Below are 25,722 nucleotides of genomic sequence, written 5' to 3' on the forward strand. Positions count from 1 at the left end.
CGGCTCGGCGTCGCGCTGTTCGAGCGCAAGGCCAACAAGCTGCTGCTGACGCAGGCGGGCCGCGCCTATCAGAGCGGGCTGACGCCGATCTTCGATGCGCTCGCAAGCCTCACCGCGCAGGTGACGGCGCCCTCGAGCGTCCGCGTGCTCACCATCGGCATCGGCCACACCTTTGCGATGCGCTGGCTGATCCCGCGCCTGTCGGAGTTTCGCAGCGAAGAGCCCGACATCGAGGTGCGCTTCACCACCGGCGGCGCGTCGGTGCCGTTCGGCGAGGACTGGAGCTGCGGCATCCAGCTCGGCACCGGCGACTGGCCGGGGCTGGTGGCCGAGCCGCTGTTCGCCGGCGACCTCACGCCGGTCTGCGTGCCCCGCCTCGCCTCCTCGCTGAAGCGCCCGGCCGATCTCAAGGCACCGAGCCTGATCCGCGTCGCGCATTCGCCCGAGGACTGGCCGATCTGGCTCAAGGCCGCAAACCTCGCGCGCGTCAACGCGCGGGGACCGGAGTTCCAGTTCTACGGCCAGGCGCTTCAGGCTGCCGCCGACGGGCTCGGAATCGCCATGGGCATCCGACCCTATATCGACGACGACCTCGCCGCCGGCCGGCTGGTGGCGCCATTCGAGCTCTCGGTGCCCAAGGGCATGCGCTGGTACCTGCTCTATCGCAGCTTCCAGACCGAGCAGCGCGACTTTGCCGCGTTCCGCCGGTGGATCATGCGCGTGGCGTCGGAACCCGCCGCCCGTCCCGTCCGGCGGCCCGGCCGCACCAGCGCGCGGAACTGACGCTGCTATCGGACTTTGGCAAAAAAGCCCGCCGCTTGTGAACGGCTTCACATCCCAGAATCCGCAAACGTGGTCCCCTGACCCTCCAACAAGGCGCTCGAATAAAACATTTTGGGGACTGCAATGACGACCCCTTTACGACGGCTTTGACATCGAATCCTTCGAAGCTGGCCAGGGGCTGTGGCACGCCCGGATCCGGCGTGCCGATTTCAGCCCGGTTGCCATCGACGGCGTGCTGTTTCCGGCCATGGAAGTCGGCTTCGCCTGGCCTGATCCCGATGCCGCGATTGCCCATGCCAAGCACCACATCGATCGCTTCCGCCGGCGGGCCGACGACAGCGACGACGAATAAGCGAGCGGGACTGCAGGCGAACCAAGGAACGGCGCAGGGTCAAAGGGGGAAATCGGTCATGTCAGTCATCGAATTCGAAGACACGCCGCGGCCGAGGATTTACACCCGCAATGTGTTGTCCAGCTGCCCGGAATGCGAGGGCGATCTCACGGTGCTCCGCGTGATCGGCGGCCGTGCCGGATGCGAGTATTGGACCATGCGCTGCACCGATTGCGGCGGCATCCATCTCGACATCCTCGAGCCGCGTCAGGCAGCCGGGGACGATGAGGGACCGCTGCCGGCGGCCTGATCGCAAGATCCCAAGGCCTGCTGCCAACCTGCTGTCAGCAGTCTGAGCATTGCCGGGCATTCGCTCTTTATTGCGAGGCGGACTCGCCCCATATTCGGAGCATGGCGAAGAAACCTGCATCCTCCGAAAAATCCGGCAAATCCCCCAAGGCCAAGGCTCCGAACGCGAAGGCGCCGAATTCCAAGGCGTCTCGCCCCGACGTGCAGCCGATCGGGCCGGCGTTGGCCGAGTTGCTCAATCCCGCGATCAATCGCGGCGGTGCCGGGCTCGGATCGGGCACCGGACTGCAGCCGCCGCCGGACAATTCGCGCGATCGCCGCTCCGGAGGCGAGGCCGCCGCGCATCGCGCGCGGGCCTCGACGCCGAAAGAGTTTCCGCAGGACAATACGAGGCCAATGCCGCTGCGGCCCAATCCGCAGCCGCCCGGCGCCCGCGACGCGGGCTTCGACGAGGCGCCGCAGGCCAATTACGGAACCGCGGCCACGATACCGACGCTCGATCCGGAACTGGCGCGTCAGCTCGGCCTCCCGACGGAAGAGGACGATGCCGAAGCCCTGGCTCGTCCGCCGCGCAGCAAGATGGAGGCGCTCGGCGTCAAGGCCACCGCCGACGCGCTGGAATCGCTGATCCGCGAGGGCCGGCCGGAGTTCCGCAAGGACGACGGCTCCACCAGGGTGTGGACCCCGCATCGGCCGCCGCGCCCGGAAAAGTCCGAAGGCGGCGTGCGCTTCGAGATCAAGTCGCATTATGAGCCGCGCGGCGACCAGCCAACCGCGATCGCCGAGCTGGTCGAGGGCATCAACCGCAACGACCGCTCGCAGGTGCTGCTCGGCGTGACCGGCTCCGGCAAGACCTACACCATGGCCAAGGTGATCGAGGCGACGCAGCGGCCCGCCATCATCCTGGCACCGAACAAGACGCTCGCCGCCCAGCTCTATGGCGAGTTCAAGAGCTTCTTCCCCGACAACGCGGTCGAGTATTTCGTCAGCTATTACGACTATTACCAGCCGGAAGCGTATGTCCCTCGCACCGACACCTACATAGAAAAGGACTCCTCGATCAACGAGCAGATCGACCGCATGCGCCACTCGGCGACGCGCGCGCTGCTCGAACGCGACGACGTCATCATCGTTGCCTCGGTGTCCTGCATCTACGGTATCGGCTCGGTCGAAACCTACACCGCGATGACCTTTGCCCTGAAGAAGGGCGAGCGCATCGACCAGCGCCAGCTGATCGCCGACCTCGTCGCGCTGCAGTACAAGCGCACCCAGGCCGATTTTACCCGCGGCACATTTCGCGTGCGCGGCGATGTCATCGACATCTTCCCGGCGCACTATGAAGACCGTGCCTGGCGCGTGAACCTGTTCGGCGACACCGTCGAGACCATCGAGGAGTTCGACCCGCTCACCGGCCACAAGCAGGACGAGCTCGAATTCATCAAGATCTACGCCAACTCGCACTATGTGACGCCGCGCCCGACGCTGGTGCAGGCGATCAAGTCGATCAAATCCGAATTGAAGATGCGGCTGGACCAGCTCCACGACCAGGGCCGCCTGCTGGAAGCGCAAAGACTGGAGCAACGCACCACCTTCGACCTCGAGATGATGGAGGCAACCGGAAGCTGCGCCGGCATCGAGAACTATTCGCGCTATCTCACCGGGCGCCTGCCCGGCGAGCCGCCGCCGACGCTGTTCGAATATGTGCCCGACAACGCGCTGGTGTTCGCCGACGAGAGCCACGTCACCGTTCCCCAGATCGGCGGCATGTTCCGCGGCGACTTCCGCCGCAAGGCGACGCTCGCCGAATATGGCTTCCGGCTGCCCTCTTGCATGGACAACCGCCCGCTGCGCTTCGAGGAATGGGACATGATGCGGCCGCAGACCATCGCGGTCTCCGCGACGCCCAGCGCCTGGGAGATCAACGAGAGCGGCGGCGTGTTCGTCGAGCAGGTGATTCGCCCGACCGGTCTGATTGATCCGCCGGTCCACATCCGCCCGGCCCGCACCCAAGTCGACGATCTCGTCGGCGAGGTCCGGGCCACGGCGCAGGCCGGCTATCGCTCGCTGATTACGGTGCTGACAAAGCGCATGGCGGAGGATCTCACCGAATATCTGCATGAGCAGGGCATTCGCGTTCGCTACATGCACAGCGATATCGACACCATCGAACGCATCGAGATCATTCGCGATCTGCGGCTCGGCGCGTTCGACGCGCTGGTCGGCATCAATTTGCTGCGCGAAGGCCTCGACATTCCCGAATGCGCGCTGGTCGCGATCCTCGACGCCGACAAGGAAGGCTTCCTGCGCAGCGAAACCTCGCTGATCCAGACCATCGGCCGCGCCGCGCGCAACGTCGACGGCAAGGTGATCCTCTATGCCGACCAGATGACGGGATCGATGGAGCGCGCCATCGCCGAAACCGACCGCCGCCGCGAGAAGCAGGTCGAGTACAACACGGCGCATGGCATCACGCCGGAGAGCATCAAGAAGTCGATCGGCGACATCATGAACAGCGTCTACGAGCGCGATCACGTGCTGGTCGAGATCGGCGGCCACGACATGACCGACGACGTCATCTCGATCGGCCACAATTTTGAAGCCGTGCTCGGCGATCTCGAGACGAGGATGCGCGAGGCCGCCGCCGATCTGAACTTCGAGGAAGCCGCGCGCCTGCGCGACGAGGTCAAGCGCCTGCGCGCCACCGAGCTCGCGGTGGTCGACGATCCCACCGTCAAGCAGCGCACGGTGCAGGGCAAGGCCGGAGCCTATGCGGGCGCGAAGAAATACGGCGACGCCGCCAATTTGCCGGTCAGCGCGCTGAAGAACAAGAGCGCCGCCACAGCGCTCAAGGCCAGCGGCAGCAAGGGCTCGCGAATCCACAAGCCGCATCTCGACGAGATGCACGGCCCGGAATCGTTGCCATATCGGGGCGACCGCGCGCTGCCGTCGAAGCCGTTCGGTGGCGAGAGCCGCATCATCCAGCCGACGGATTCAAGGCAGTCAGGGCCGGAGTTCGGGCCATCGCCGAGGTCGAGCGGTGGGGCGCCGGGGCATAGGGGTGGGTGGAAGAAGAGGTAAGGGGGCGCGGAGCGCCGGCGCCGCCCATGGTTGTTCATGGCGGCGTCGGAGAATCATGAGAACGCGAACTCACCCCAGGCTCGCCGTCACCACCGCCATCACCGACAGCAGCAGCACGGTGGTCATCAGTTGCAGCGAGGCGACCGCTGGGTGCGCCATGCCGTGATCTTGTCGGCGAGCGACAGATGGGCCTCGAAGAACTTCGGTTCGTAGACGGTCTTGAACAAATGCGGGAAGCTCACCGCAAGCAGCGCATGGGCGAGCGAGGCGATGGCGACGAAGATGGCGACGCCGGGATCGCCGACCAGGTCGTGATTGCCGACCAGCTTGAGCAGGAATGCGGCGGCGGCGAAGGTCGGGAAGCTCTGCAGCGTCGCGGTCAGCGCGAGGCCTTCGAGCGCGTTATGCAGGCTGGACTTTCTGACTCTGGCGATGGCGGCCATGGCACGTCTCCCTGAGGACATGCGGATGAATCCAGCCGCCATCAGGGGGACCTGATGTGAGATGCGTCACGCCCATTTCCTCTGCGGGAACAAGGCGCGCGCCCCCCGAATGACCAGGGGTTACAGCTTGCCCTGCCCGTTCACCTGGCTCTGCTGTTGCCGCTGTCTCTCCTGCTCTTGCTGTTCCTTGGCATGGTGGCGGCCGTAGAGGCAGCCGGCGGCGGCGCCGAGGACGCCGTGATGGCCAGCATAGTGGCCGGCGACGCCGCCGACGACGGCGCCCTTGATGCAGCCCTTGGCGTTGGCGGCGGACGTCGCGCCACAGATGAGAAGTACGGCGATGGCGGCGAGGGATTTCATGGATCAATGTCTCCGGATGCGGTGTCGCACTCTCAACAGGCACGGGCCCGTCCCGGTTCCCGCGCGCGCACGCGATGCTTCGCTAGACCATGCAGCCGAACGCCTGCACGAATTCGTGAAGGCTCGCGCTTGCTCAACCATAAATTGCAGTCATGAACCTGGCATTACGCTGGCGCGTCATACGTCAGCAATATCCCCTGTGGTTTGCGGATTGCCGGTGTCCGAGGCAGCGCGTTAGCCTTGCGCGAACTCCACACGGCCGATGAGGGCGGGCGGAATGACGGTCGAGAAGCTCAATCGCCAGCGCGTGCTGCATCTGCTCGACGCCATCTCGCGCAGCGATCTCGCTGCCGCGCTGTCGTGCTGCACCGACGACGTCGACTTCCTCACCCACGCGCCGATCGATGTGCTGCCGCACATGGGCCCTGCCACGGCAAGCAGGAGCTCGGCGAATTCTGGCGCACCGTGCAGGAGCGATACGCCGAGATCCGCTACGAGGTGCCGCAGATCGTCGCCGAGGGGGACACGGTCGCGGCCTATCTGCGCGTGTTCTTCAGGAAGCGCAGCAACGACCGCATCATTCAGGTCGACATGGCCGTCTTCTACACTTTTCGCCGCGGCAAGGTGGCGCAGATCCGCGAGATCATCGATTCCTACGACCTGGTGCAGCAGGTGCTGGAACGTGAGATCGGCCCCCTGATCGTGGGCGAGCGGGTGGACGGGGGCTAGCTCTCTCCCAAACCGGCCCGGACCGGGAAAATACGGGGTTCTATTGTAAATCTCACACGCCGGAATCAATTGTGCATTGCGAAAACGTGAATTGCGTTTTGGCCGAATTGACGTATTTTGTTCGTATACAAATGAGTTGAGCGACCCCGCGGCATCTTTCCTGTGCGCTTGGGGTTGTTTTTCGCTTTTTCGCAAGCCAGCTTCAGGACTGCCCAAGATGACAGAGCACAGCCTCTGGCGTTTCTCGCGTGCGTTGCACCGCGCGATCAACGACCGGCATTTCGAGGACATCGAGGCCCTGATCGACGAGGACGTCGAGTGGGCGCTCAATGGGCCGATCGACATGTTTCCGTTCCTCGGCGCGCGCCAGGGCAAGGACGCCGTGCTCGACGTCATCCGCCAATTCGCCGACAATTTCCAGGTCCGCCGCTTCGACCGCGAGAGCATCATGCTCGGTGTCGATTCCGCCGCCTCGATGCTGCGCTATTCGCTGACCGCACTGGATTCCAGCAAGCCGATCAGCTTGCGGGTGGCGCAGTTTGCCCAGTTCAGGGCGGGCAAGCTCACCAGCATGCGCGTGCTGATCGACACGTTTGATCTGGTCGAGCAGGCACTTGGCCGCGCCATTCATCTGCCGAAGATGACCAGCGTCGGCTGAACGGAACACCAACGGGCCCCGCACTTCGGGACCGATGGCTGAGCACCCCACGACGCGTCCTGGCCTCCAGCCCCGCCGATGCAATCGTGGAGAAGCTCGTCATCGGGCGCGCGCCTTTCGCGCGGCCCGTTGGTTCGCGTCTGATGGAACCGCCACAATTTCGCAATGATGGTTCCGCATCCTCGGCGGGAACTGGGCTGACGGGCAGGACGATGGAATTCGCGACAGGGTTTGGCTGGACCAGGCTGCCGATGCTGGCGGCCGCTTTGATCTTGGGATCGGTGCTGACGGTTTCGGCGCAGATCATTCCGCCCTTCTCCCCCGGCCCGGCCGCAGCGCCCGACGACGACGCCGAAGCGGCGGAGGCCCCCGACGTCAACGACCCCGACGTGCTGAGCGGCATCGACGTTGACAAGCTCGACTGGGGCCAGCTCGCGATCGACGCCGGCACGCTCAACGACATCATCGCCGCCAAGAAGCGCGCGCAGGCCGCCGCCAAGGACGGGCTGAACTGGGCGACGAACGCCAACGCCAACGGCTCCTCGGCGGTGACGGTGAAGCAGTCGGTATCCTCATTCTGGGACGCCCGCATCGGCGCCGACATGACGGTGACGAGCGAGCCGCGGACGATGTCCGAGCTGCTGGCACAGAAGGCCAGCAATGGCGGCAGCGTGCCTCAATCGTCCGGCAGCGCCTGGGCGGCCGCGACCGCGCCGGGCGCCGGCGCGATCTGGGACAAGACCGCGGTGGAGGCTCGCGTCGATCCCGGCGCGGAGCAGAGCAAGCTCGGGGCCTCGCTGATCAAGTCGGTGCCGCTGTCGGGCGACACGTCGCTGACGCTGCAGAACGGCTACAGCGTCAACCAGCAGGGCACCACGGCGCTCCCCGGCGTCGGCGGTCACGTCACGCGCAATTACGAGACCGAGCAGTCGGCCAAGGTCACTCTCACCGATACCGGCACCAGCATCACCGCGGGCCAGTCGCTGTCGACCACGGACGACAAATGGCTGCGCAAGGTCGGCGCGGAACAGAAGCTGTTCGACAACGTCACCGTCTCCGGTTCCGTCGGCGAAACCTCGCAAGGGGCGATCAACAAGAGCCTGACGGCGGGTTTCAAGAAGAGCTGGTAGCTGTTTTCGCCTCTCCCCCCTGCGGGGCGAGGGAGTCGAGCACCGACCGGCCGCGCATTCACTTCGGCGCGGCGGCCGCGTTCAGACTCCGGTAACCATACGCCACGGCAAAGCCCCCGAATGGACCGCCCTTGCCGCACCTCGGCCAAGTTGCGGCCAAAATCCGGCGCCCTAGTCCCAGACCGACGTCGTCGTGCGGGGGACACTCGCGCTGCGCTCAACGCGAACAGGGGAATAACGATGAACGCCATGCGTCCGGAAAAGACCGAAGCCACCGAGACCGAGACCATCGACACCAACCTTGCCGCAGTGACGGAAGTCGAAGCCGGCATCCGTGACTTCGTCCGCAACGACATCGCCTATCTGCGCCGTCCGGCAGCGACCGCCGCGGACGCGCCGCCGCTCGATCCGAGCGCGGAGGCCACCGTCACCAACGTCAACTCGCTGATCCAGCGCGTCGCCGGCACCTCCCTCGCCGAGATCGAGAATTTGATCTCCGAGCTCGAGAGCCTGCGCGACCTGCTCCACGCCGAAGGCCAGCGCGTCCAGCGCGAGATCTCCGGCTACGCCCAGCTCAGCCAGGCCGCGATGAAGTCGACCCGCATGATCGCCGACAACGTCTCGCAGTGGAAGCGCGCCGCCGACGGCCTGCGCAACAGTTGATCGCTGCATCCCGCATCACCAGCCGCCGCGTTCCGAAAGGGGCGCGGCGGTTTTGATTCGTGGGGTGTGTGACGGTGCGCACGCGCCCCACGAAAAGTGTCATCACGCGAAAGCGGGTGATCCAGTATTCCAGAGGCAGCGAGGCTAGAACTGTGACGCGCGGCGTACCGGATGCCCCGCTTTGGCGGGGCATAACAGCGGAGGGGTTTGAACTTCCCGCATCCATCCGGCGACTAACGCCAAGCGCTCTTGCCATCGCGGCCGGGCCTGGGGACTTTTCATGGAAAGCATTCGGCCCGACACCACCGACCCGATACCGCTGCGGCCCGCGCCGAACCAGTTCGGCACGATCATGCTGCGTTTTGTCGGTTTGCTGGCGGTTGCGATCGCGACATTGGCGTTCGTCTATAGCCGCTGAGGGCGGAGGCCGCGGAGTTAACGAAATCTTACCGGGCGGCTTCCACGGTCGAAGCTTCCAGGGTGTAGGCGCCGTCGGCATAGCCCTTCACCACCATGCCGGCCACCAGCATCACGGCCAGCGTCGCGGTAGCAAAGATGAATCCGACCAGCTTGAGTGCGCCGCGGTCTGCCATGGTCCTCGTCCCCTGTACTCTGCCCAGTTCGTTCAAATAGACAGCGACAGGTTCATAATTGGTTAGCAACTCGATGGTTCCGCGCATTGCTTCGCGGGAAAACCATGTTGCGCAGGCTTATGGCAGCCACCCGGAATCGCGTCCATAGCGCGGGGGCAACACTCGCGCGCTGTTTTCGCCGTTCATCCTGGAACGAATCTAACCGCCGTTCACACGCATCGGCACGAAGGCGGTTGCGGTGATGGCGTAGACGTCCTCGCCGCGCTGGTTGGTGCCGGTGGTGCGCGCGGTCAGGATGCCCCAACCGGGTCGCGAGGCGGAGCTGCGCTTGTCGATGACGACGTTGACGTAGGTGACGATGTCGCCGGCGAGCACCGGCCTGATCCAGCGCAGGTCGCGAAAGCCCGGCGACGGGCCCCACACCGCGACCTCCTCGCCGCGCGAAGCGGCTTCCCGCGCCAGGCGCTGGCCGTCGGCGACAAGCAGGCTCATGCAGGCCGACCCGACGTGCCAGCCCGAGGCCGCGAGCCCGCCAAACAAGGAGTTCTTGCCCTCCTCCTCGTCGAGGTGAAAACGCTGCGGATCGAACTTTGCGGCGAATGTCTTGATCGACTCGGCCGTGAACGTATAGGCGCCGATCTCACGGCGATGCCCAATCTCGATCTCCTCGAAAAACGGCATCAGACCGCCCCTTCGCGCCGCTTGATCAGGATCGGCGACGTCATCTCGCACAGCGCATCACCCCCGGCGTTGCGCACGGTGCATTTGAATTTGACGATGCCGAGCTCCGGGCGGCTCTTCGAGGTGCGGGCCTCCACGACGTCGACTTCGAGCATGAGATCGTCGCCGGGTCTGAGCGGCGACAGCCACCGCACTTCGTCGACGCCGGGAGATCCCAGCGAAGCGGCGCGGGTGATGAAACCGTCGGCCATCATCCGCATCATCAGCGAACAGAGATGCCAGCCCGAGCCGGACAGGCCGCGCAGCATGCTTTTGCTGGCGGCGTCCTCGTCGAGGTGCATCGGCTGCGGATCGAACTCGGCGGCAAAGGCCACGATCTCGTCGCGCGTGACATGGCGCGGGCCGAATGTTCCGAACCGGCCGGGCGGGAAATCTTCGAAGGTCAGGGTCATCTTGGGAAAGGTTTGAGGGAACGACAGATTGTGGCCGCACTTTGCGGCAATCTCAACCCGCCGGCCCGCATGGCTCGTGCTACATTCGGCGCGCCGGCGTCGGTCTTGAGTCGGATCGAGCAGGGGCCACGATCCATTTGCAAGGCCCGACAACACCTGAATTGCCCTGGGGAGAGCAATGTTTTCATTCAGCGACCTGTTTCAATGGGACCGCTTTATCACGCCGACGATCATCAAGACCTTCTACTGGCTGGTGATCGCGCTGATCTGCCTGTTCGGCCTCTCCGGCATCTTCTCCGGCCTCGCAATGATGGCGATCAGCCCGTTCGGCGGCTTCCTGATGCTGCTGTCGTCGATCGCGAGCGTCGTCGTCGGAATCGTGTTCTCGCGCATTCTCGCCGAGCTGATCCTGATCATCTTCCGCATCAACGAGCATCTTGGCGCGATCAGGGATCAAGGCGGCGGGGTGCGGTAGGGCGCTTCCGGGGCACGAACTCCAGCGTCTTACGTGTTGAACCTGAAATGCATCACGTCGCCGTCGGCGACGACGTATTCCTTGCCTTCGAGGCGGAGCTTGCCGGCATCGCGGGCGCCGGCTTCGCCGTTCAGCGCGACGTAGTCCTCATACGCGATGGTCTCGGCGCGGATAAAACCCTTCTCGAAGTCGGTGTGGATCACGCCGGCCGCGCCCGGCGCCTTGGTGCCGCGATAGATGGTCCAGGCGCGCGCTTCCTTCGGGCCCACCGTGAAATAGGTGATGAGGTCGAGCAGCGTGTAGCCGGCGCGGATCAGGCGATCGAGGCCGGCCTCTTCGAGACCCAGCGTCTCCAGGAAGTCGGCGCGTTCGTCGCGCGAAATGGTGGCGATCTCGGATTCGATTTTTGCCGAGATGACGACCGCAATGGCGCCTTCCTTGGCAGCCTGGTCCTGCACCGCCTTCGAGAACGAATTGCCTGATGCGGCCGAGCCTTCCTCGACGTTGCAGACGTAGAGCACGGGCTTGGACGACAGCAGGCCGAGCATCCCGAAGGCGCGCTCCTCCTCCGCCTTGCGCTCGACGAGGCGCGCGGGCTTGCCTTCGCGCAGCAGCACCAGCGTGCGATTGACGAGGTCGAGCTGCTCCTTGGCGTCCTTGTCGTTGCCCTTGGCCTTCTTGGACAAATTGTCGACGCGCTTCTCGAGGCTGTCGAGATCGGCGAGCATCAGCTCGGTCTCGATGGTCTCGATATCGGCGAGCGGGGCGATCTTGCCTTCGACATGGGTAATGTCGGAGTCCTCGAAGCAGCGCACGACATGCGCGATGGCGTCGACCTCACGGATGTTGGCGAGGAACTGGTTGCCGAGGCCTTCACCCTTGGACGCGCCGCGCACGAGGCCGGCGATGTCAACGAAGGTCAGCCGGGTCGGGATGATCTGGCCCGACTTGGCGATCGCTGCGAGCTTATCGAGCCGCGGATCCGGCACCGCGACCTCGCCGACATTCGGCTCGATCGTGCAGAACGGATAGTTCGCCGCCTGCGCCGCGGCCGTCTCGGTCAGCGCGTTGAACAAGGTCGACTTGCCGACATTGGGCAACCCGACGATCCCGCATTTAAATCCCACGAGCGTTATTCCTTGCCGTTGTCGTCCTTGGTCAAAAATCCCTTCGCCTGCATGGCGAGGTGCACCCTGTTGGCGAAGGTCGCGTCCGTGCCTTTGGCAACCAATGCCGCGTGCTCGGCCACCGCGTCGCAGAGCGTCGCCACCCAGTCGTTGTCCGCTTTGGCGAAGTCCGACAGCACATGGCCGTGCACCAATTCCTTGACGCCGGGATGACCGATGCCGAGCCGCACCCGGCGGTACTCGTTGCCGATATGGGCGGAGATCGAGCGCAGGCCGTTGTGGCCGGCGATGCCGCCGCCGATCTTCACCCGCACCTTGCCCGGCGGCAGTTCGAGTTCGTCATGGAATACGGTGACGTCGCCCGGCGCGATCTTGAAGAAGCTTGCCGCTTCCTGAACGCTGCGGCCGGAATCATTCATGTAGGTCATCGGCTTGAGCAGGATCACGCGCTCGGTGCCGAGCGTGCCTTCCGAGGTCTCGCCCTGAAACCTGCGGCGCCAGGGTGCGAAACCATGACGCCGCGCGATCTCGTCGACGGCCATGAAGCCGACATTGTGCCGGTTACGTGCGAATTTCGGGCCGGGATTGCCGAGCCCAACAAACAGTCGCATGACGCGGCGCGCCCCTCGCTCGGCGCGCGATCAGGGACCGCGCGCCAGCTTTGAGAGATTACTTCTTCTTGTCGCCGCCGGCGGGAGCCTTGGCAGCCGGGGCCTTGGCAGCCGCTGCCGGAGCAGCAGCACCCGCAGCCGGAGCAGCACCAGCCGCCGGAGCAGCAGCACCCGCGGCAGGAGCAGCAGCAGCAGCCTTCAGCTCTTCGGCGTAGCCGGACGGCGGCACGATGGTGACGAGGGTCGCGTCCTCGGAGGTCAGCGCCTTCACGCCGGCCGGCAGCTTGATGTCGGAGAGATGCAGCGAGTGGCCGATTTCGAGCGAACCCACGTCGGCCTCGATGAACTGCGGGATGTTCTCCACGCCGCACTCGAGCTCGATCGCATGCGCAACGATGTTCACGGCGCCGCCGCGCTTCACGCCGGGCGAACCTTCGGCCTTCACCACGTGCAAGGGAACGCTGATGCGGATGGTGGCGCCTTCGCCGAGCCGCATGAAGTCGACGTGGATCGGGAAGTCCTTGACCGGATCGAGGTGGTAGTCGCGCGGAATCACGCGGTGCTTGTTGCCTTCGAGGTCGATGTCGACCAGCGTGGTCAGGAACCGGCCGGCGAGGATGCGCGAGCGCAGTTCGCGATCGTCCACCGAGATGGTCAGCGGGGGCTGGTTGTTGCCGTAGATCACTCCGGGCACTCTCCCGGCGCGACGCTCAGCCCGGGCGGCCCCCTTGCCGCTCTTCGGACGTGCGGTCGCCTTCAATTCCTTGACGGTCGCCATAACGTTAAGTCCTTGTTTTTGCAAAAGTTAATGGGCCGCAACGCGGCCCATGGCATACGCCGCAGCAAGCCTCCAGGGGTGCGGGGGCTGCGGACGTGGCGGGCTTTTACCCGGAAGACGCGGAAATAACAAGGAGAATGGGCGGCCGGAAGGAACCGGATCGCCCGGAAGGAGCCGGCGGAGTTACCCGCCGAGCTTGGCCTCCAGCGCCGCGATGCGCGCCTTCAGGGCCTCGTTCTCCTCGCGCGCCAGGCGCGCCATATCCTTGACCGCCTCAAACTCCTCGCGCTTGACCAGGTCCATGTCGCGCAGGAATTTTTCGGCTTGGGTGCGCATCACCGTGTCGAACTCGCGCTTGACGCCCTGCGCGGCGCCGGCGGCATCGTTCATCAGGCGGCCGATCTCGTCGAAAAACCGGTTGTTGGTCTGGGTCATGTCGGTCTCCTGGCGGCTTTCGATGAACTCTGCGCGAACGCGCGGGGAGACAATGGCAATCCGATTGGGCGGGTTCAAGGGCCGATCGGCGGTATCCTTGTCATGCCCCGGTTTCCTTGCAATCGTATTCAACGTCCCTGCATAAGAAGAATCACAAAAGGCGCTCGAGATGATCGATCAGCAGATCGCGATCCCCACCAAGGACGGTCACACCGCAACCTTCATCAGCCATCCCGAACGCGGCGGGCCGTTTCCGGTCATCCTGTTCTACATGGACGCGCCGGCGATCCGCGAAGAGCTGCGCGACATGGCGCGCCGGCTCGCAACATCGGGCTATTACGTGATGCTGCCGAACCTCTATTACCGCTCCGGCGTGATGGAGCTCGGCGCGCTGCCGGCCGATCCGAACGCACCGGAACGCAAGCGCATGTTCGCGCTGATGGGATCGCTCACGATCCCCATGATCATGGACGACACGCGGGCGTTGCTCACCTATGCCGAGGGCCAGGCGGCCGCGAACACCAAACTGATCGGTACAGTCGGCTACTGCATGAGCGGCCGCTACGCCGTCAACGCCGCCACGCATTTTCCCGATCGCGTCAAGGCCGCCGCTTCGGTCTACGGCACCCAGCTCGCAACCGACCAGGACGACAGCCCGCATCTGGCGGCAGCCAAGACCAAGGCCGAACTCTACTTCGCCTGCGCCGAGACCGACATCTACGCGCCCGCCGAGATCATCGAGAAGGTGAAGCAGGGCATGAGCGGCGCCAAAGCCGAAGTCGAGATCTATCCCGGCACCCATCACGGCTTCGCCTTCCCCAAGCGTCCGGCCTATCACCGCGACGCCGCCGAGCGGCATTGGGAGCGTCTGCTGGCGCTCTATCGCCGCAATCTCGTCCAGACATAGAAGGCGCGATGCAACTTCTGCTCATCGACTTTCCCGCCTTCAAGCCGATCGCGATCGAGATCGGCCCGTTCGCGATCCGCTGGTATGCCCTGGCCTATATCTGCGGCATCGTGTTCGGCTGGCTCTATGCGCGCTCGCTCCTGAAAAGGGAGCGGCTGTGGGGCGGCCCGGCGCCGATGTCGCTGGTGCAGATCGACGACTTCATTCTGTGGGTCACGCTCGGCATCATCCTCGGCGGCCGCACCGGTTATGTGCTGTTCTACAACCTGCCCTTCTTCATCGACCATCCCGCCGCGATTTTCAGGCTGTGGGAAGGCGGCATGTCCTTCCACGGCGGCTTCCTCGGCTGCGTCGTCGCGGTGATGTGGTTCGCCTATCGCAACCGCATCTCGATCCTGTCGCTCGGCGACATCACCACCGCCGTCGCTCCGGTCGGGCTGCTGCTCGGCCGCATCGCCAATTTCATCAACGGCGAATTGTGGGGCCGCGCCGCCGACCCGGAGCTGCCCTGGGCGATGATCTTCCCCAATGATCCCACCCAGCTGCCACGCCATCCGAGCCAGCTCTACGAGGCCGGCATGGAGGGCATTTTGCTGTTTGCCGCCCTCGCGATCATGATCCGCTTCGGCGCCCTGAAACGGCCGGGCATGATCCTCGGCGCCTTCATCCTGATCTATGGTTTGAGCCGGATCGCCGGCGAGCATTTCCGCGAACCGGACGTCCAGCTCGGCTTCCTCTGGGGCGGATTAACCATGGGCATGCTGTTGTCGATCCCGATGCTTATTGTAGGCCTCATACTTATTGTATTGGCAGTGAGGCGCGGTGCGCCCGAGCCCGTAGGGGCTATTCGTTAATTCCTTTTGAGAAGATAGGCCGTGACCGACCAGCCGTTACTCGACGAGATCAAGGCGCTGATCAAATCCTCGGGCCCCATGCCGGTCTGGCGGTACATGGAACTGTGCCTGATGCATCCGCGCTATGGCTACTACGTCTCGCGCGATCCGTTGGGACGAGAAGGCGACTTCACCACTGCGCCGGAGGTCAGCCAGATGTTCGGCGAGCTCTTGGGCCTGTGGACCGCCTCGGTGTGGAAGCAGATGGGCTCGCCGCAATTCCTGCGGCTGATCGAGCTCGGCCCCGGCCGCGGCACCATGATGGCCGACGCCCTGCGCGCGCTCCGCGTGCTGCCGCCGCTCTACCAGGCGCTCCACATCCACATGGTCGAGGTCAATCCCGTCCTCCGCGAGCGGCAGAGTGCGACGCTGTCGGGCGTGCGCAACATCGCCTGGCACGACAGCATCGACGACGTGCCCGAGGGACCGAGCATCATCCTCGCCAACGAATATTTCGACGTGCTGCCGATCCACCAGATGGTCCGACACGAGAACGGCTGGCACGAGCGCGTGATCGAGGTCGACGCCAACGGAAAACTTCAATTCGGCGCGGCGGCCGAGCCGACGCCGCGCTTCGAGGTGTTGCTGCCGCCTCTGGTGCGCGCCGCGCCCGTCGGGGCCGTGTTCGAATGGCGGCCCGATGCCGAGATCATGAAGCTCGCCAGCCGCGTGCGCGACCAGGACGGCGCGGCGCTGATCATCGATTACGGTCATCTGCGCAGCGATGCCGGCGACACCTTCCAGGCGATCGCGCGCCACACCTTCACCGATCCCCTGAAGGCGCCGGGCCAGGCCGACGTCACAGCCCATGTCGACTTCCAGGCGCTCGCGCGCGGGGCGGAGGACGTCGGCGCCCGCGTGCACGGGCCGGTGACGCAGGGCGATTTCCTCAAACGCGTCGGCATCGAGACCCGTGCAGCCGCCTTGATGCAGAAGGCGGCGCCTGACGTCGCCACCGACATTTCGATCGCGCTCAAGCGCCTGACCGAAACCGGGCGCAGCGGCATGGGTTCGATGTTCAAGGTGCTCGGCATCTCCGAGCCGCGGCTGACGGGCCTTGCGGGACTCAGCGATCTCGAACGCGCCGGAGACGATTCATGACGCTTGCCTCCTCGCTGCTGTCCGCGGTGCCCGGCCTGCGCCACGCCTTCTTCACCCGCGAGGGCGGCGTCTCGGGCGGCATCTATTCCGCGCTGAACGGCGGGCTCGGCTCCAATGACGACCAGGCCCTTGTTGCGGAGAACCGCCGCCGCATGGCCGAGCATGTCGGCGTCGCACCCGAACGCTTTCTCAGCCTGCACCAGATCCATTCGCCCGACGTGCTCGTGGCCGAAGCTCGGTGGCCGAGCGGGCCGCGGCCGAAGGGCGATGCGCTGGTGACGAAGGTGCCCGGCATCGCGCTCGGCGTCTCCACCGCCGATTGCGGACCGGTGCTGTTCGTCGATCCCAATGCGGGCGTGATCGGCGGCGCGCATGCCGGCTGGAAGGGTGCGCTCACCGGCGTGCTGGAGCAGACCATTTCGGCGATGGAAAAACTCGGCGCCTCGCGGAGCCGCATCATCGCCGCGATCGGCCCGCTGATCCGCCAGGACAGTTATGAAGTCGGCAACGAGTTCGTGGCGCGCTTCATCGAGGCGGATGGAGACAACGCCATGTTCTTCATCCCGTCGGTGCGCGAGGGACACGCGATGTTCGACCTCGCCGGCTTCATCCGCAAGCGTCTGGAAGCCGCGGGCATCCTGATGATCGACGATCTCGGTCTGGACACCTACGCCGACGAACGCTTCTTCAGCTACCGCCGCTCGGTACATCGCAAGGAGCCGGATTACGGCCGCCACGTTCACGCGATCGCGCTCGAAGCGTGAACACAAAGGCAACCCCGTGTCATTCCGGGGCGATGCCTGCGCGCGATGATAGTGGCCTGTGGCGCCCCCGCCCTAGACGTTAATGCGTTTTAACGATATCGCTGCCCTCCATAATGAGGGACGCGTCATTCATCTTGCGCCGCGCGGGTTCGCGCGTGCTCGCGGTCATGCTGCTGACGGCCGCGCTTGGCGGCTGTGCCGGTGGCGGTGGCGCCGCGAACTCCTATGCGATGGCGCCGAGCGCCGGCTCGGGGGCGACAGTCGCGTTCGAATCGATCGACGGGCCGCCGCCGCAAGTGTTCGACCGCATGGTCGGCGTGCTCGACAGCGAATCCAAGCTGCGCAGCCTGTCCGTGGTCTCCCGCGAGGGGACGGCTGCCTACCGCGTGCGCAGCTACCTCTCCGCCCAGATCGTTCGTGGCAAGACCGTGATCGCCTGGGTCTGGGACGTCTACGACGCCAACCAGCAGCGGGCGCTGCGCCTTTCCGGCGAGGAACCGACCGCGGCCAAGGGCGGCCGGGATCCTTGGGGCGCTGCCGACGACCTCGTGCTGCGGAAGATCGCCCAGGCCGGATTCAGCGGACTTTCCAACATGATCAACGGTACACCGGATGCGCCGAACTCGGCGCCCGGCTTGCGCGGGCCGGCCGTGGCGAGCGTGATCCCGGAGGCTCCATTGGCCGACATGCCGGCCTCGGCGCTGGGCTATGCCGAGCGCTAACCCCCGCGAAACCACGGCCCCGTTTTCCGGCCAAACCGTTGGCCGGACTCGGGATTTCGCAGGGAAAACGTAGTGCCCCGGGTTGCCATTGCAGCCCCCGGCCTGATATTTCCTCGCCCGTCGTAACCGTGCTTCCAGTGGGTATTGTTTGATGTTGAACATCGTGTCCAGCAAAGCGCGGGAGGAAGCGTCCATGTCGGCCAAGAACGGCTCCATCAAGCTCGTCGCCGGCAACTCCAATCCGGCTCTCGCTCAGGCCATCGCGCAAGGTCTCGACCTGCCGCTGACCAAGGCGGTGGTACGGCGCTTCGCCGACATGGAGATCTTCGTCGAGATCCAGGAGAACGTGCGGGGCTCGGATGCCTTCGTCATCCAGTCGACCTCGTTTCCGGCGAACGACCATCTGATGGAATTGCTGATCATCACCGACGCACTGCGCCGCTCCTCGGCGCGCCGCATCACCGCGGTGTTGCCCTATTTCGGCTACGCCCGGCAGGACCGCAAGTCGGGTTCGCGCACGCCGATCTCGGCAAAACTCGTCGCCAATTTGATCACCCAGGCTGGCGTCGACCGCGTCATGACGCTCGACCTGCATGCCGGCCAGATCCAGGGCTTCTTCGACATCCCGACCGACAATCTCTACGCAGCGCCGCTGATGGTGCGCGACATCAAGGACAAGTTCGACCTCTCCAGGACAATGGTGATCTCGCCCGACGTCGGCGGCGTGGCGCGCGCACGCGGCCTCGCCAAGCGCATCAACACCCCGCTCGCGATCGTCGACAAGCGCCGCGAGAGGGCGGGTGAATCCGAGGTCATGAACGTCATCGGCGACGTCGCCGGCTACACCTGCATCCTGATCGACGACATCGTGGATTCCGGCGGCACGCTGGTGAACGCCGCTGACGCGCTGATCGCCAAGGGCGCCAAGGACGTCTACGCCTACATCACCCACGGCGTGCTCTCCGGCGGCGCGGCGGCCCGGATCACGAACTCCAGGCTGAAGGAGCTGGTGATCACCGACTCGATCCTGCCGACGGATGCGGTGAGCAAGGCCCCGAACATCCGCACGCTGCCGATCGCCAGCCTGATCTCCGACGCGATCGCGCGCACCGCGGCGGAAGAGTCGGTGTCGAGCCTGTTTGACTGAGGTTTTCGCCTCTGGCCGCTTGCGGAAAATCGTAGGGTGGGCAAAGGCGCAACGCGCCGTGCCCACCTTTTTTGTGGCCATGAAGACGGTGAGCACGCTTCCGCCTTCGCTCGTCGAGTTCCGGCGGACAAGTCGCTTTGCCCCCTACGGCCTCACGCGCCGCCGCCCCCCGGGTTGTTGCCAACGAGCGCCCATGACATCATCCGAATCCCGAGTCATCTCTGCCCTCTGGATGCCCGATGCCACGCCGGAAATTTGCCTGGGAGAAGCTGTCGGATGATGAGTTGCTCAAGCAACGCCTCTCCAGCCTGAGGGTTACGGTCGAAGGCACCTGGCTCGAGGATTGCGTCAGCGCGCTGTACGAGGAGCTCCAGGAGCGCGGCATCCGGCTGCGGCCGCACACCTGGATGTCGAGCGAATGGTTCAGTCCGGGCGGCGTTCCCGGCATCGCCATTCCGTTCTATCTCGCTCATCCCCGCCTGATGAAGCTCGAGAAGAAGATGATGTTCGACGTCGAGGGCGGAACCTGGCGTGAATGCATGGCCATCCTCCGTCACGAAGCGGGCCACGCCATACAGCACGGCTACCAGTTGCAGCGCCGCCGGCGCTGGCAGCAACTGTTCGGCCCGTCGTCGAAACATTATCCGCGCTATTACCGGCCCAATCCGGCCAGCCGGCGCTATGTCCAGCATCTGCGGCTCTGGTACGCGCAGAGCCATCCGGACGAGGATTTCGCCGAGACCTTTGCGGTGTGGCTGCGGCCCCGTTCGAACTGGCGGACACGATACGCCGGCTGGCCGGCGCTGAAGAAGCTCGAATATGTCGACGAACTGATGGGCGAGATCGCGGGCAAGCGACCGCTGATCACGACGCGGGAGCGTGTCGATACGCTGGGTCGGCTGAGCCAGACGCTCGAAGAGCACTACAAGAAGAAGCAGGCGTTCTACGCCTTCACGCCCCCCAAGACCTACGACCGCGATCTGTCCCGGCTGTTTTCAGCCGATCCACGGCATCACCGCTCGAAGCCGGCTTCGGCCCTGATCCGGCGGCACCGCGCCCATATCAGGCAGCTGGTGGCGCGATGGACGGGCGAGAATCAGCTTACACTCGATGCCGTGCTCGACGAGATGATCTCTCGCTGCCGCGAGCTCGATCTGCGTGCCGTCGGCCCCGAACAGAAGCTCGTTCTCGACTTCATCGTCCTCGTGACCGCCAAGACGATGCACACGATGTTTGGCCCGTCTCAACGAAAATGGATCGCGCTATGAGACGTCTGCGCATTCTGGTGCTCATGCATCCGGACTTCGTGCCGCCGGACTCCAGCGACGGACACACCGTGCAGGAGATCAACGCGTGGAAAACCGAATACGACGTCGTGAGTACCTTGCGCGCAGCCGGCCACGAGGTTCGACCACTCGGCGCGCAGGAGGAAATCAAGCCGGTGCGCGAGGCGATCGAGGAGTTCAAGCCGCACGTGGTGTTCACGCTGCTGGAGGAATTCCACAACAACGTCGCCTTCGACCAGCACATCGCGAGCTATCTCGAGCTGATGAAGGTCCCTTATACCGGGTGCAATCCGCGCGGCCTGACCCTGGCCCGCGGCAAGGATTTGTCCAAGACGCTGGTGCATCACCGCCGGATCGCTGCGCCGGCCTTTGCGGTCTTCCCGATGCGCCGCAAGGTGAAACGCCCGACACGCCTTGCGCTGCCGCTGATCGTCAAGAGCCTGAACATGGATGGCTCGTTCGGCATCTCGCAAGCCTCCATCGTCGACACCGACGAGAAGCTGGCCGAGCGGGTTGCCTTCATCCACGAGCGGGTCGAATCCGCCGCCATCGCCGAGCAGTTCATCGAGGGGCGAGAGCTTTACGTCGGCGTGCTCGGCAACAATCGCTTGCGCGTTCTGCCGGTCTGGGAGCTGAAATTCGGCAGCATGGGTGGCCGCTCGTCACGGCATATCGCCACGGAGAAGGCCAAGCACGACACCGACTATCAGGAGAAGGTCGGCATCGTCGACGGGCCTGCGAAGGATCTGGCGCCGGAAGTGACCGCCAGGATCCAGCGGGCCGCGAAACGCATCTACCGGGTGCTCGGCCTCGACGGCTATGCGCGCATCGATTTTCGTCTCACTGCCGACGGCACGCCATATTTCATCGAAGCCAATCCCAATCCCGAGATCGCCAAGAGCCAGGAGTTCGCCACGGCCGCTCTACATGACGGACTGAAATATCCGGCTCTCCTGCAGCGCATCCTGACGCTTGGGATCAGCCGCGCCAAAGCGGGGGTGTCACTGGGGTGATGACGGCGGCGATCGCCCTCATCCTTCGAGACGCGTTTCGCGCCCCTCGGGATGAGGGATGGTCGTTGCGCTGCGTTACACGATTCCCGCGGCGACCTGGCCGCGCAGGCGTTCGAGCCCGAGCAGTGTCTCCGCGCAGGCGGCTGCCACTTCGACGCCCTTGATGGCAAAATGCTTGCGGAAGAAATCGTAGTGCACCTCGGTCTCGTGGAATTGCTGCGGCGTCAGCACCGCGGAGAACACGGGCACCTCGGTGCGCAGCTGCACGTCCATCAACGCCTTGATCACGGTATCGGCGACGAACTCATGGCGGTAGATGCCGCCGTCGACGACGAGGCCGGCCGCGACGATCGCGGTGTAGCGTCGTGTCTTGGCCAGGATCTGCGCATGCAGCGGGATCTCGAACGAGCCCGGCACCTCGAACACGTCGACATGATTGAGGTGGCGCGCTTCTGCCTCCTTCGCGAAGGCGATGCGGGCCTCCTCGACCACGTCGCGGTGCCAGCAGGCCTGCACGAAGGCCACCCGCTGCGGTTTCGCGAAGCGCGGATGGTCGGGCACCGGATCTTGCGGAACCGGCGGTGGCGTTTGAGTTGGTTGGGACGTTTCGGCTTGGGGATCTTGCAACATCTGATTCATGGCTTTCCTCAGTTAAGGACCAGAATCAGGGCACACGGAACGACAAACAGCCGCATCCTGCGATGCGTCTGCCACCGACCGTTCTCTTTCATCCGGACTTTAACCGTCGGCTTCGGAGTTGCACCGAATCTGCTGACCCTTCCCCTCAGCAAGGCTTTGAGGAAGGCGCTCGCGGGCTTAGGCCTTACGGCCCTTACCGCCGGTGGGGACTTTCACCCCGCCCTGAGAACATCGGCCGCCCGGGATGAACGGCCCGACCGGAATATGACGCCGGTTCGGGGCCGCGGCAAGCGGGTTCCGCATGGGAAAACCGCATGGTCCCATGCCGCCATGGCGGTCCAGGGGGCACGCGACGGAATTAGCGATTGGCAGGCCTTTGGCGAATCCGATTCCGGTTTGTTCTTCTCCATCCGGTTCGGCCTCACCGGCGTTAATAATTGTGGCGGAGATGAGCTGTGGACGAACGAGTCCTGACTTGTGGACGGACTCGGCAGCCAGTTGCGCAGATTCCGCAAATCACATCAGTTGATCCGCGACAAGCCCGCGCTGATCCGAATGGATCGCCTTAGCAAGATTTAAGGGAGCGCGCGCCGGACCAACCGCGTGCGTATCAAAGACAACAAAAAGGCAAGAGGTCGAGACGGCATGTCCCTGCTCGAAGGCACCATCGATTCCAAAAACCATCCGCTCGCGGTGGTCGAGGATATCGCTGCCAGCAACAACTGGCCGTTCGAACGCTCCGGCGAAGACGAACTCACGATTGTCTCCAAGGGACAATGGACCGACTACCAGATCTCCTTCACCTGGATGGGCGAGATCGAGGCGCTGCATCTGGCCTGCGCGTTTGACATGAAGATCCCGGTTGCGCGGCGACCGGAGGTCCAGCGGCTCGTGGCCGCGGTCAACGAGCAATTGTGGGTCGGGCACTTCGACCTGTGGACCACCACCGGCATGATCATGCACCGGCAGGCCCTGGTGCTGCCGGGCGGGCTCATCGCCTCCACCGGCCAGTGCGAAGCCATGCTCGCAGGCGCCATCCACGCCTGCGAACGCTATTTCCCGGCGTTCCAGTTCGTGGTGTGGGCAGGCAAGTCCACGACGGAAGCCATGGACGCGGCCATGTTCGACACGGTGGGCGAGGCGTAAGCGCACTCAGCTCTCCAGCGCGTGAGGAAGGCGTCGCTCCCTGCTCGCCGTCGTCCCGGCGAAGGCCGGGACCCATACCGCGTGATTTCGCTTGTGGCACGCTGCTTGTTGCCAACACCTCCATCCATTAAAACCAGTTGTGGTTATGGGTCCCGGCCTTCGCCGGGACGACACTGAGTTTGTGGCAACGGCTATGACGAGCAACAACACTCTCGAGAACATCACCGGCACCATCCTGCTCGCCGGTGCCGGCAAGATGGGCGGCGCGATGCTGACCGGATGGCTTTCGGGCGGGCTCGATCCGCGCCGCGTCGCGGTGATCGATCCGCACATCTCGGCCGAGATCACCGCACTTGCCGCCAAGGGGATTGCGCTCAATCCTGATGTGACGACGGCAGGCCAGGTCGAGACGCTCGTCGTCGCGGTGAAGCCGCAAATGTTCCGCGAGGCCGGCGCCAAGCTGAAGCCATTCGTCTCCGACAAGACCGCGGTGGTGTCGATCATGGCGGGAACCACGATCGCCTCGCTCGAGGAGGTCTGCGGCGGCGCGGTGGTGCGCGCGATGCCGAACACGCCGGCCGCGATCGGTCGCGGCATCACGGTGGCTGTCGCCGCGAACAATGTCAGCGCACAGCAACGCGCGGTGGCCGATGCGCTGCTACGCGCCACCGGCTCGGTCGAATGGGTCAACGATGAGAGCCTGATGGACGCGGTCACTGCGGTGTCCGGCTCGGGTCCGGCCTATGTGTTTTTGCTGGCCGAGGAACTCGCGCGCGCCGGTGTCGAGGCGGGATTGCCCGAGGCGCTCGCGACAAAACTCGCGCGCGAAACCGTCGCCGGCTCGGGTGAACTTCTCCACCAGTCGGAGCTTGCCTCCGGCACGCTGCGCCAGAACGTCACCTCGCCCGGCGGTACCACGGCCGCGGCACTCGGCGTGCTGATGGGCGAGCCCGGCCTGCGCGATCTGATGATCCGCGCCATCGCGGCGGCGACGAAGCGGTCGAAGGAATTGGCGAAGTAAGAAAGTGTGCCGTAGGGTGGGCAAAGCGAAGCGTGCCCCACCCATTCGAATGCAATCGCGGAAAGATGGTGGGCACGGCGCTGCGCGCCTTTGCCCACCCTACGATTTCGAGCCTGCGGCTAGCCGCTTGTTGAACATCTCGACATTGACGAGCCCGCGCGCGTGGCGCCCTTCGCCGAGTTTTCGCGGGCCTTCGAAGGCCTCGACCTCGAAGCGGATGACGCGGCGCTCGACCGCGAAAACCTTCGCAGTGGTCCGCACCGTCGCACCGACGAGGGCTGCTGCAAGATGGCGGATATCGACCTCGGTGCCGACGGTGACCCAGCCCGGCTGAAGCGCCGCACGAATCGCATCGCCCGACGTCATCTCCATTTCCAGGATCATCATCGGCGTCGCATAGACCATCGGCATGCCGGGCACGAAATGCCCGACCGTGCGCTCCACCGGCACCACCAGCGTGCGCTCGGCGCTCATGCCGACCTTGATGAAGTCGCGTGCGTCCATGGGGCCTCCCCCCGTCGTCCTGGACAAGCGCAGCGAAGCGGAGCGCCGATCCAGGACCCATTACCCCGACCCAACATTGTCATGCGCGGTCTAAACCACGACCTGCTGCGACAACTGCCGCTTGGGGTAATGGGTCCTTGGCTTTCGCCAGGACGACCTTTGTGGTTGCCGAACCAGCGCCGGCTACTTCTTCGCAGCCGCCGCGCGCTCCACGAACGTCTTGCCGCCCTTCATCTTGTGGCGGAGCGGGGCTTCATTGATCTGGATGACGACGGCGTCGGCATCGACGCCGAGATTCTTCACCAGTGCCTGGGTGATGTCGCGCATCATGCCGGCCTTTTGTTCGTCGGTGCGGCCTTCGGCCATGCTGACAGTGATCTCAGGCATTTTTCTCTCCCTTGGGGCCGGACACCGGCCATTGACGGGCGCCATCAAACAGGAGGTAGATGTCCGGGACAAGCCCGGGCATGGCGACGTCAGCGAATGGCTAGCCCCAGCTCACGTCATGCCGCGCCAACACCTCGCGCACTTTGGCGACGAGGTCGGCCTCGCTGCACGAGAACTGCGCCGGGCGGCTCTCGCGCCATTCCTGGTTGGAAGCGATCGCGGCCGCCGCCTTCGCGCCCTCGATCAGATCCTTGATCTGCACCTCGCCACGCGCTTTTTCATCCGAGCCCTGGATGATGACGCAGGGCGCATTGCGGCGATCGGCATATTTGAGCTGGTTGCCCATGTTCTTGGGATTGCCGAGATAGAGTTCGGCGCGAATGCCGGCGGTTCGCAACGATGCGACCATCTTCTGATAGTCGGCGACGCGGTCGCGGTCGAACACGGTGACGACGACGGGGCCGAACTCGGGCCGCGTGTCGAGCTTGCCAAGCAGAGTCAGCGCGGCCTGAAGCCGCGACACGCCGATCGAGAATCCGGTCGCCGGCACCGGCTC

At 64.9% G+C, this 25,722-nt stretch carries 32 protein-coding genes, 1 pseudogene and 1 riboswitch; of the genes and pseudogenes, 20 read left to right on the forward strand and 13 right to left on the reverse strand.

Annotated features, from left to right (window positions below):
- The 4 genes from IVB32_RS07010 to uvrB all read left to right on the forward strand — a co-directional run.
- On the forward strand, positions 1 to 783 hold a 783-nt coding region (locus tag IVB32_RS07010; protein ID WP_247410041.1), incomplete at its 5' end, for a LysR substrate-binding domain-containing protein.
- A gap of 151 nt (positions 784 to 934) precedes the next feature.
- Positions 935 to 1,135 (forward strand): hypothetical protein, encoded by a 201-nt coding sequence (locus IVB32_RS43005; protein ID WP_346731094.1) that lies wholly within the window; start codon positions 935 to 937, stop codon positions 1,133 to 1,135.
- Between the two features lie 58 nt (positions 1,136 to 1,193).
- Positions 1,194 to 1,424 (forward strand): hypothetical protein, encoded by a 231-nt coding sequence (locus IVB32_RS07015; RefSeq protein WP_018453534.1) that lies wholly within the window; start codon positions 1,194 to 1,196, stop codon positions 1,422 to 1,424.
- A gap of 101 nt (positions 1,425 to 1,525) precedes the next feature.
- The gene (gene uvrB, locus IVB32_RS07020) at positions 1,526 to 4,501 is read left to right on the forward strand and encodes an excinuclease ABC subunit UvrB (protein WP_018453533.1); all 2,976 of its coding nucleotides are present in this window, start codon (positions 1,526 to 1,528) and stop codon (positions 4,499 to 4,501) included.
- 125 nt (positions 4,502 to 4,626) lie between these two features.
- Here the strand turns inward: uvrB and IVB32_RS07025 are convergent, their stop codons facing one another.
- Complete coding sequence (locus IVB32_RS07025) at positions 4,627 to 4,944, reverse strand: hypothetical protein (protein ID WP_245288369.1); 318 nt, start codon at positions 4,942 to 4,944, stop codon at positions 4,627 to 4,629.
- Between the two features lie 120 nt (positions 4,945 to 5,064).
- Entirely contained in the window at positions 5,065 to 5,304 is a 240-nt protein-coding gene (locus tag IVB32_RS07030; RefSeq protein ID WP_018453532.1) for a hypothetical protein, read from the reverse strand.
- 277 nt (positions 5,305 to 5,581) lie between these two features.
- Between IVB32_RS07030 and IVB32_RS07035 the strand changes: the two are divergent.
- The 5 genes and pseudogenes from IVB32_RS07035 to IVB32_RS07055 all read left to right on the forward strand — a co-directional run bounded on the left by IVB32_RS07035 (position 5,582) and on the right by IVB32_RS07055 (position 8,902).
- Positions 5,582 to 6,033, forward strand: a pseudogene (locus IVB32_RS07035) (nuclear transport factor 2 family protein).
- 217 nt (positions 6,034 to 6,250) lie between these two features.
- Positions 6,251 to 6,691, forward strand: coding sequence for a nuclear transport factor 2 family protein (locus IVB32_RS07040; protein WP_247369080.1), 441 nt, complete (start codon positions 6,251 to 6,253; stop codon positions 6,689 to 6,691).
- A gap of 212 nt (positions 6,692 to 6,903) precedes the next feature.
- Entirely contained in the window at positions 6,904 to 7,821 is a 918-nt protein-coding gene (locus IVB32_RS07045; protein WP_026232548.1) for a hypothetical protein, read from the forward strand.
- Between the two features lie 240 nt (positions 7,822 to 8,061).
- The gene (locus tag IVB32_RS07050) at positions 8,062 to 8,484 is read left to right on the forward strand and encodes a hypothetical protein (RefSeq protein ID WP_018453528.1); all 423 of its coding nucleotides are present in this window, start codon (positions 8,062 to 8,064) and stop codon (positions 8,482 to 8,484) included.
- 280 nt (positions 8,485 to 8,764) lie between these two features.
- Positions 8,765 to 8,902: a hypothetical protein gene (locus tag IVB32_RS07055; RefSeq protein WP_018453527.1), complete on the forward strand. Its 138-nt coding sequence runs from the start codon at positions 8,765 to 8,767 to the stop codon at positions 8,900 to 8,902.
- A 28-nt stretch (positions 8,903 to 8,930) separates the two neighbouring features.
- Here the strand turns inward: IVB32_RS07055 and IVB32_RS07060 are convergent, their stop codons facing one another.
- From IVB32_RS07060 to IVB32_RS07070, 3 genes are all read right to left on the reverse strand, one after another.
- Complete coding sequence (locus tag IVB32_RS07060) at positions 8,931 to 9,077, reverse strand: hypothetical protein (protein ID WP_007596790.1); 147 nt, start codon at positions 9,075 to 9,077, stop codon at positions 8,931 to 8,933.
- Positions 9,078 to 9,275: 198 nt separating this feature from the next.
- Entirely contained in the window at positions 9,276 to 9,758 is a 483-nt protein-coding gene (locus tag IVB32_RS07065; RefSeq protein ID WP_018453526.1) for a MaoC family dehydratase, read from the reverse strand.
- Positions 9,758 to 10,210, reverse strand: a complete 453-nt coding sequence (locus IVB32_RS07070) for a MaoC family dehydratase (protein WP_018453525.1) — start codon at positions 10,208 to 10,210, stop codon at positions 9,758 to 9,760. Before IVB32_RS07070 ends, IVB32_RS07065 begins: the two co-directional genes overlap by 1 nt.
- Before the next feature lie 178 nt (positions 10,211 to 10,388).
- On the opposite strand from IVB32_RS07070, the gene IVB32_RS07075 reads away from it, so the two are divergent.
- A complete protein-coding gene (locus IVB32_RS07075; protein WP_018453524.1) occupies positions 10,389 to 10,685 on the forward strand; it encodes a DUF4282 domain-containing protein in 297 nt (98 codons plus the stop codon).
- A 29-nt stretch (positions 10,686 to 10,714) separates the two neighbouring features.
- Here the strand turns inward: IVB32_RS07075 and ychF are convergent, their stop codons facing one another.
- From ychF to IVB32_RS07095, 4 genes are all read right to left on the reverse strand, one after another.
- Positions 10,715 to 11,812: a redox-regulated ATPase YchF gene (gene ychF / locus IVB32_RS07080; RefSeq protein WP_026232547.1), complete on the reverse strand. Its 1,098-nt coding sequence runs from the start codon at positions 11,810 to 11,812 to the stop codon at positions 10,715 to 10,717.
- Between the two features lie 5 nt (positions 11,813 to 11,817).
- Positions 11,818 to 12,423, reverse strand: a complete 606-nt coding sequence (gene pth / locus IVB32_RS07085; RefSeq protein WP_018453522.1) for an aminoacyl-tRNA hydrolase — start codon at positions 12,421 to 12,423, stop codon at positions 11,818 to 11,820.
- A gap of 58 nt (positions 12,424 to 12,481) precedes the next feature.
- A complete protein-coding gene (locus IVB32_RS07090; protein ID WP_018453521.1) occupies positions 12,482 to 13,201 on the reverse strand; it encodes a 50S ribosomal protein L25/general stress protein Ctc in 720 nt (239 codons plus the stop codon).
- 183 nt (positions 13,202 to 13,384) lie between these two features.
- Positions 13,385 to 13,636: an accessory factor UbiK family protein gene (locus IVB32_RS07095; RefSeq protein ID WP_007596812.1), complete on the reverse strand. Its 252-nt coding sequence runs from the start codon at positions 13,634 to 13,636 to the stop codon at positions 13,385 to 13,387.
- A gap of 169 nt (positions 13,637 to 13,805) precedes the next feature.
- On the opposite strand from IVB32_RS07095, the gene IVB32_RS07100 reads away from it, so the two are divergent.
- The 8 genes from IVB32_RS07100 to IVB32_RS07135 all read left to right on the forward strand — a co-directional run bounded on the left by IVB32_RS07100 (position 13,806) and on the right by IVB32_RS07135 (position 21,469).
- Positions 13,806 to 14,543, forward strand: a complete 738-nt coding sequence (locus IVB32_RS07100) for a dienelactone hydrolase family protein (RefSeq protein WP_018453519.1) — start codon at positions 13,806 to 13,808, stop codon at positions 14,541 to 14,543.
- Between the two features lie 8 nt (positions 14,544 to 14,551).
- Positions 14,552 to 15,397, forward strand: coding sequence for a prolipoprotein diacylglyceryl transferase (gene lgt / locus IVB32_RS07105; protein ID WP_018453518.1), 846 nt, complete (start codon positions 14,552 to 14,554; stop codon positions 15,395 to 15,397).
- A gap of 21 nt (positions 15,398 to 15,418) precedes the next feature.
- Positions 15,419 to 16,537, forward strand: coding sequence for an SAM-dependent methyltransferase (locus tag IVB32_RS07110; RefSeq protein WP_018453517.1), 1,119 nt, complete (start codon positions 15,419 to 15,421; stop codon positions 16,535 to 16,537).
- Positions 16,534 to 17,301 carry a peptidoglycan editing factor PgeF gene (gene pgeF, locus IVB32_RS07115; protein WP_018453516.1) on the forward strand — a complete coding sequence of 256 codons (768 nt, stop codon included), beginning with the start codon at positions 16,534 to 16,536 and terminating at the stop codon, positions 17,299 to 17,301. Before IVB32_RS07110 ends, pgeF begins: the two co-directional genes overlap by 4 nt.
- 113 nt (positions 17,302 to 17,414) lie before the next feature.
- Positions 17,415 to 18,023 carry a hypothetical protein gene (locus tag IVB32_RS07120; protein WP_018453515.1) on the forward strand — a complete coding sequence of 203 codons (609 nt, stop codon included), beginning with the start codon at positions 17,415 to 17,417 and terminating at the stop codon, positions 18,021 to 18,023.
- Positions 18,024 to 18,216: 193 nt separating this feature from the next.
- A complete protein-coding gene (locus IVB32_RS07125; RefSeq protein WP_007614838.1) occupies positions 18,217 to 19,170 on the forward strand; it encodes a ribose-phosphate pyrophosphokinase in 954 nt (317 codons plus the stop codon).
- Between the two features lie 239 nt (positions 19,171 to 19,409).
- Positions 19,410 to 20,438 carry a putative zinc-binding metallopeptidase gene (locus tag IVB32_RS07130; protein WP_018453513.1) on the forward strand — a complete coding sequence of 343 codons (1,029 nt, stop codon included), beginning with the start codon at positions 19,410 to 19,412 and terminating at the stop codon, positions 20,436 to 20,438.
- Positions 20,435 to 21,469 carry an ATP-grasp domain-containing protein gene (locus IVB32_RS07135; protein ID WP_018453512.1) on the forward strand — a complete coding sequence of 345 codons (1,035 nt, stop codon included), beginning with the start codon at positions 20,435 to 20,437 and terminating at the stop codon, positions 21,467 to 21,469. The genes IVB32_RS07130 and IVB32_RS07135 overlap by 4 nt, the downstream gene beginning before the upstream one ends.
- Positions 21,470 to 21,544: 75 nt before the next feature.
- Here the strand turns inward: IVB32_RS07135 and IVB32_RS07140 are convergent, their stop codons facing one another.
- Positions 21,545 to 22,108, reverse strand: a complete 564-nt coding sequence (locus IVB32_RS07140) for a 6,7-dimethyl-8-ribityllumazine synthase (protein ID WP_026232546.1) — start codon at positions 22,106 to 22,108, stop codon at positions 21,545 to 21,547.
- 76 nt (positions 22,109 to 22,184) lie between these two features.
- Positions 22,185 to 22,342, reverse strand: a riboswitch (FMN riboswitch).
- 411 nt (positions 22,343 to 22,753) lie between these two features.
- Between IVB32_RS07140 and IVB32_RS07145 the strand changes: the two genes are divergently transcribed.
- Positions 22,754 to 23,254, forward strand: coding sequence for a YbjN domain-containing protein (locus IVB32_RS07145; protein WP_018453509.1), 501 nt, complete (start codon positions 22,754 to 22,756; stop codon positions 23,252 to 23,254).
- Between the two features lie 193 nt (positions 23,255 to 23,447).
- Positions 23,448 to 24,275 (forward strand): pyrroline-5-carboxylate reductase, encoded by an 828-nt coding sequence (proC, locus tag IVB32_RS07150; protein ID WP_018453508.1) that lies wholly within the window; start codon positions 23,448 to 23,450, stop codon positions 24,273 to 24,275.
- Between the two features lie 99 nt (positions 24,276 to 24,374).
- Here proC and IVB32_RS07155 read toward each other — a convergent pair whose 3' ends face one another.
- The 3 genes from IVB32_RS07155 to IVB32_RS07165 form a co-directional block, all read right to left on the reverse strand.
- The gene (locus IVB32_RS07155; RefSeq protein ID WP_018453507.1) at positions 24,375 to 24,779 is read right to left on the reverse strand and encodes a hotdog domain-containing protein; all 405 of its coding nucleotides are present in this window, start codon (positions 24,777 to 24,779) and stop codon (positions 24,375 to 24,377) included.
- Positions 24,780 to 24,962: 183 nt separating this feature from the next.
- Positions 24,963 to 25,211, reverse strand: coding sequence for a tautomerase family protein (locus IVB32_RS07160; RefSeq protein ID WP_083926322.1), 249 nt, complete (start codon positions 25,209 to 25,211; stop codon positions 24,963 to 24,965).
- 55 nt (positions 25,212 to 25,266) lie between these two features.
- Positions 25,267 to 25,722, reverse strand: a 456-nt coding sequence (locus tag IVB32_RS07165; protein WP_247410044.1) for a His/Gly/Thr/Pro-type tRNA ligase C-terminal domain-containing protein, incomplete at its 5' end; no start/stop codon positions are given.

The sequence above is a fragment of the Bradyrhizobium sp. 23 genome, from assembly GCF_023073295.1.
Lineage (GTDB): Bacteria > Pseudomonadota > Alphaproteobacteria > Rhizobiales > Xanthobacteraceae > Bradyrhizobium > Bradyrhizobium canariense_D.

Coding starts and splice junctions, on each gene's coding strand:
- IVB32_RS07015 (WP_018453534.1), top strand. CDS start 1,194: ATGTCAGTCATCGAATTCGAAGACACGCCGCGGCCGAGGATTTACACC.
- uvrB (WP_018453533.1), top strand. CDS start 1,526: ATGGCGAAGAAACCTGCATCCTCCGAAAAATCCGGCAAATCCCCCAAG.
- IVB32_RS07025 (WP_245288369.1), bottom strand. CDS start 4,944: ATGGCCGCCATCGCCAGAGTCAGAAAGTCCAGCCTGCATAACGCGCTC.
- IVB32_RS07030 (WP_018453532.1), bottom strand. CDS start 5,304: ATGAAATCCCTCGCCGCCATCGCCGTACTTCTCATCTGTGGCGCGACG.
- IVB32_RS07040 (WP_247369080.1), top strand. CDS start 6,251: ATGACAGAGCACAGCCTCTGGCGTTTCTCGCGTGCGTTGCACCGCGCG.
- IVB32_RS07045 (WP_026232548.1), top strand. CDS start 6,904: ATGGAATTCGCGACAGGGTTTGGCTGGACCAGGCTGCCGATGCTGGCG.
- IVB32_RS07050 (WP_018453528.1), top strand. CDS start 8,062: ATGAACGCCATGCGTCCGGAAAAGACCGAAGCCACCGAGACCGAGACC.
- IVB32_RS07055 (WP_018453527.1), top strand. CDS start 8,765: ATGGAAAGCATTCGGCCCGACACCACCGACCCGATACCGCTGCGGCCC.
- IVB32_RS07060 (WP_007596790.1), bottom strand. CDS start 9,077: ATGGCAGACCGCGGCGCACTCAAGCTGGTCGGATTCATCTTTGCTACC.
- IVB32_RS07065 (WP_018453526.1), bottom strand. CDS start 9,758: ATGCCGTTTTTCGAGGAGATCGAGATTGGGCATCGCCGTGAGATCGGC.
- IVB32_RS07070 (WP_018453525.1), bottom strand. CDS start 10,210: ATGACCCTGACCTTCGAAGATTTCCCGCCCGGCCGGTTCGGAACATTC.
- IVB32_RS07075 (WP_018453524.1), top strand. CDS start 10,389: ATGTTTTCATTCAGCGACCTGTTTCAATGGGACCGCTTTATCACGCCG.
- pth (WP_018453522.1), bottom strand. CDS start 12,423: ATGCGACTGTTTGTTGGGCTCGGCAATCCCGGCCCGAAATTCGCACGT.
- IVB32_RS07090 (WP_018453521.1), bottom strand. CDS start 13,201: ATGGCGACCGTCAAGGAATTGAAGGCGACCGCACGTCCGAAGAGCGGC.
- IVB32_RS07095 (WP_007596812.1), bottom strand. CDS start 13,636: ATGACCCAGACCAACAACCGGTTTTTCGACGAGATCGGCCGCCTGATG.
- IVB32_RS07100 (WP_018453519.1), top strand. CDS start 13,806: ATGATCGATCAGCAGATCGCGATCCCCACCAAGGACGGTCACACCGCA.
- lgt (WP_018453518.1), top strand. CDS start 14,552: ATGCAACTTCTGCTCATCGACTTTCCCGCCTTCAAGCCGATCGCGATC.
- pgeF (WP_018453516.1), top strand. CDS start 16,534: ATGACGCTTGCCTCCTCGCTGCTGTCCGCGGTGCCCGGCCTGCGCCAC.
- IVB32_RS07120 (WP_018453515.1), top strand. CDS start 17,415: ATGAGGGACGCGTCATTCATCTTGCGCCGCGCGGGTTCGCGCGTGCTC.
- IVB32_RS07125 (WP_007614838.1), top strand. CDS start 18,217: ATGTCGGCCAAGAACGGCTCCATCAAGCTCGTCGCCGGCAACTCCAAT.
- IVB32_RS07130 (WP_018453513.1), top strand. CDS start 19,410: ATGCCACGCCGGAAATTTGCCTGGGAGAAGCTGTCGGATGATGAGTTG.
- IVB32_RS07135 (WP_018453512.1), top strand. CDS start 20,435: ATGAGACGTCTGCGCATTCTGGTGCTCATGCATCCGGACTTCGTGCCG.
- IVB32_RS07140 (WP_026232546.1), bottom strand. CDS start 22,108: ATGAATCAGATGTTGCAAGATCCCCAAGCCGAAACGTCCCAACCAACT.
- IVB32_RS07145 (WP_018453509.1), top strand. CDS start 22,754: ATGTCCCTGCTCGAAGGCACCATCGATTCCAAAAACCATCCGCTCGCG.
- proC (WP_018453508.1), top strand. CDS start 23,448: ATGACGAGCAACAACACTCTCGAGAACATCACCGGCACCATCCTGCTC.
- IVB32_RS07155 (WP_018453507.1), bottom strand. CDS start 24,779: ATGGACGCACGCGACTTCATCAAGGTCGGCATGAGCGCCGAGCGCACG.
- IVB32_RS07160 (WP_083926322.1), bottom strand. CDS start 25,211: ATGGCGCCCGTCAATGGCCGGTGTCCGGCCCCAAGGGAGAGAAAAATG.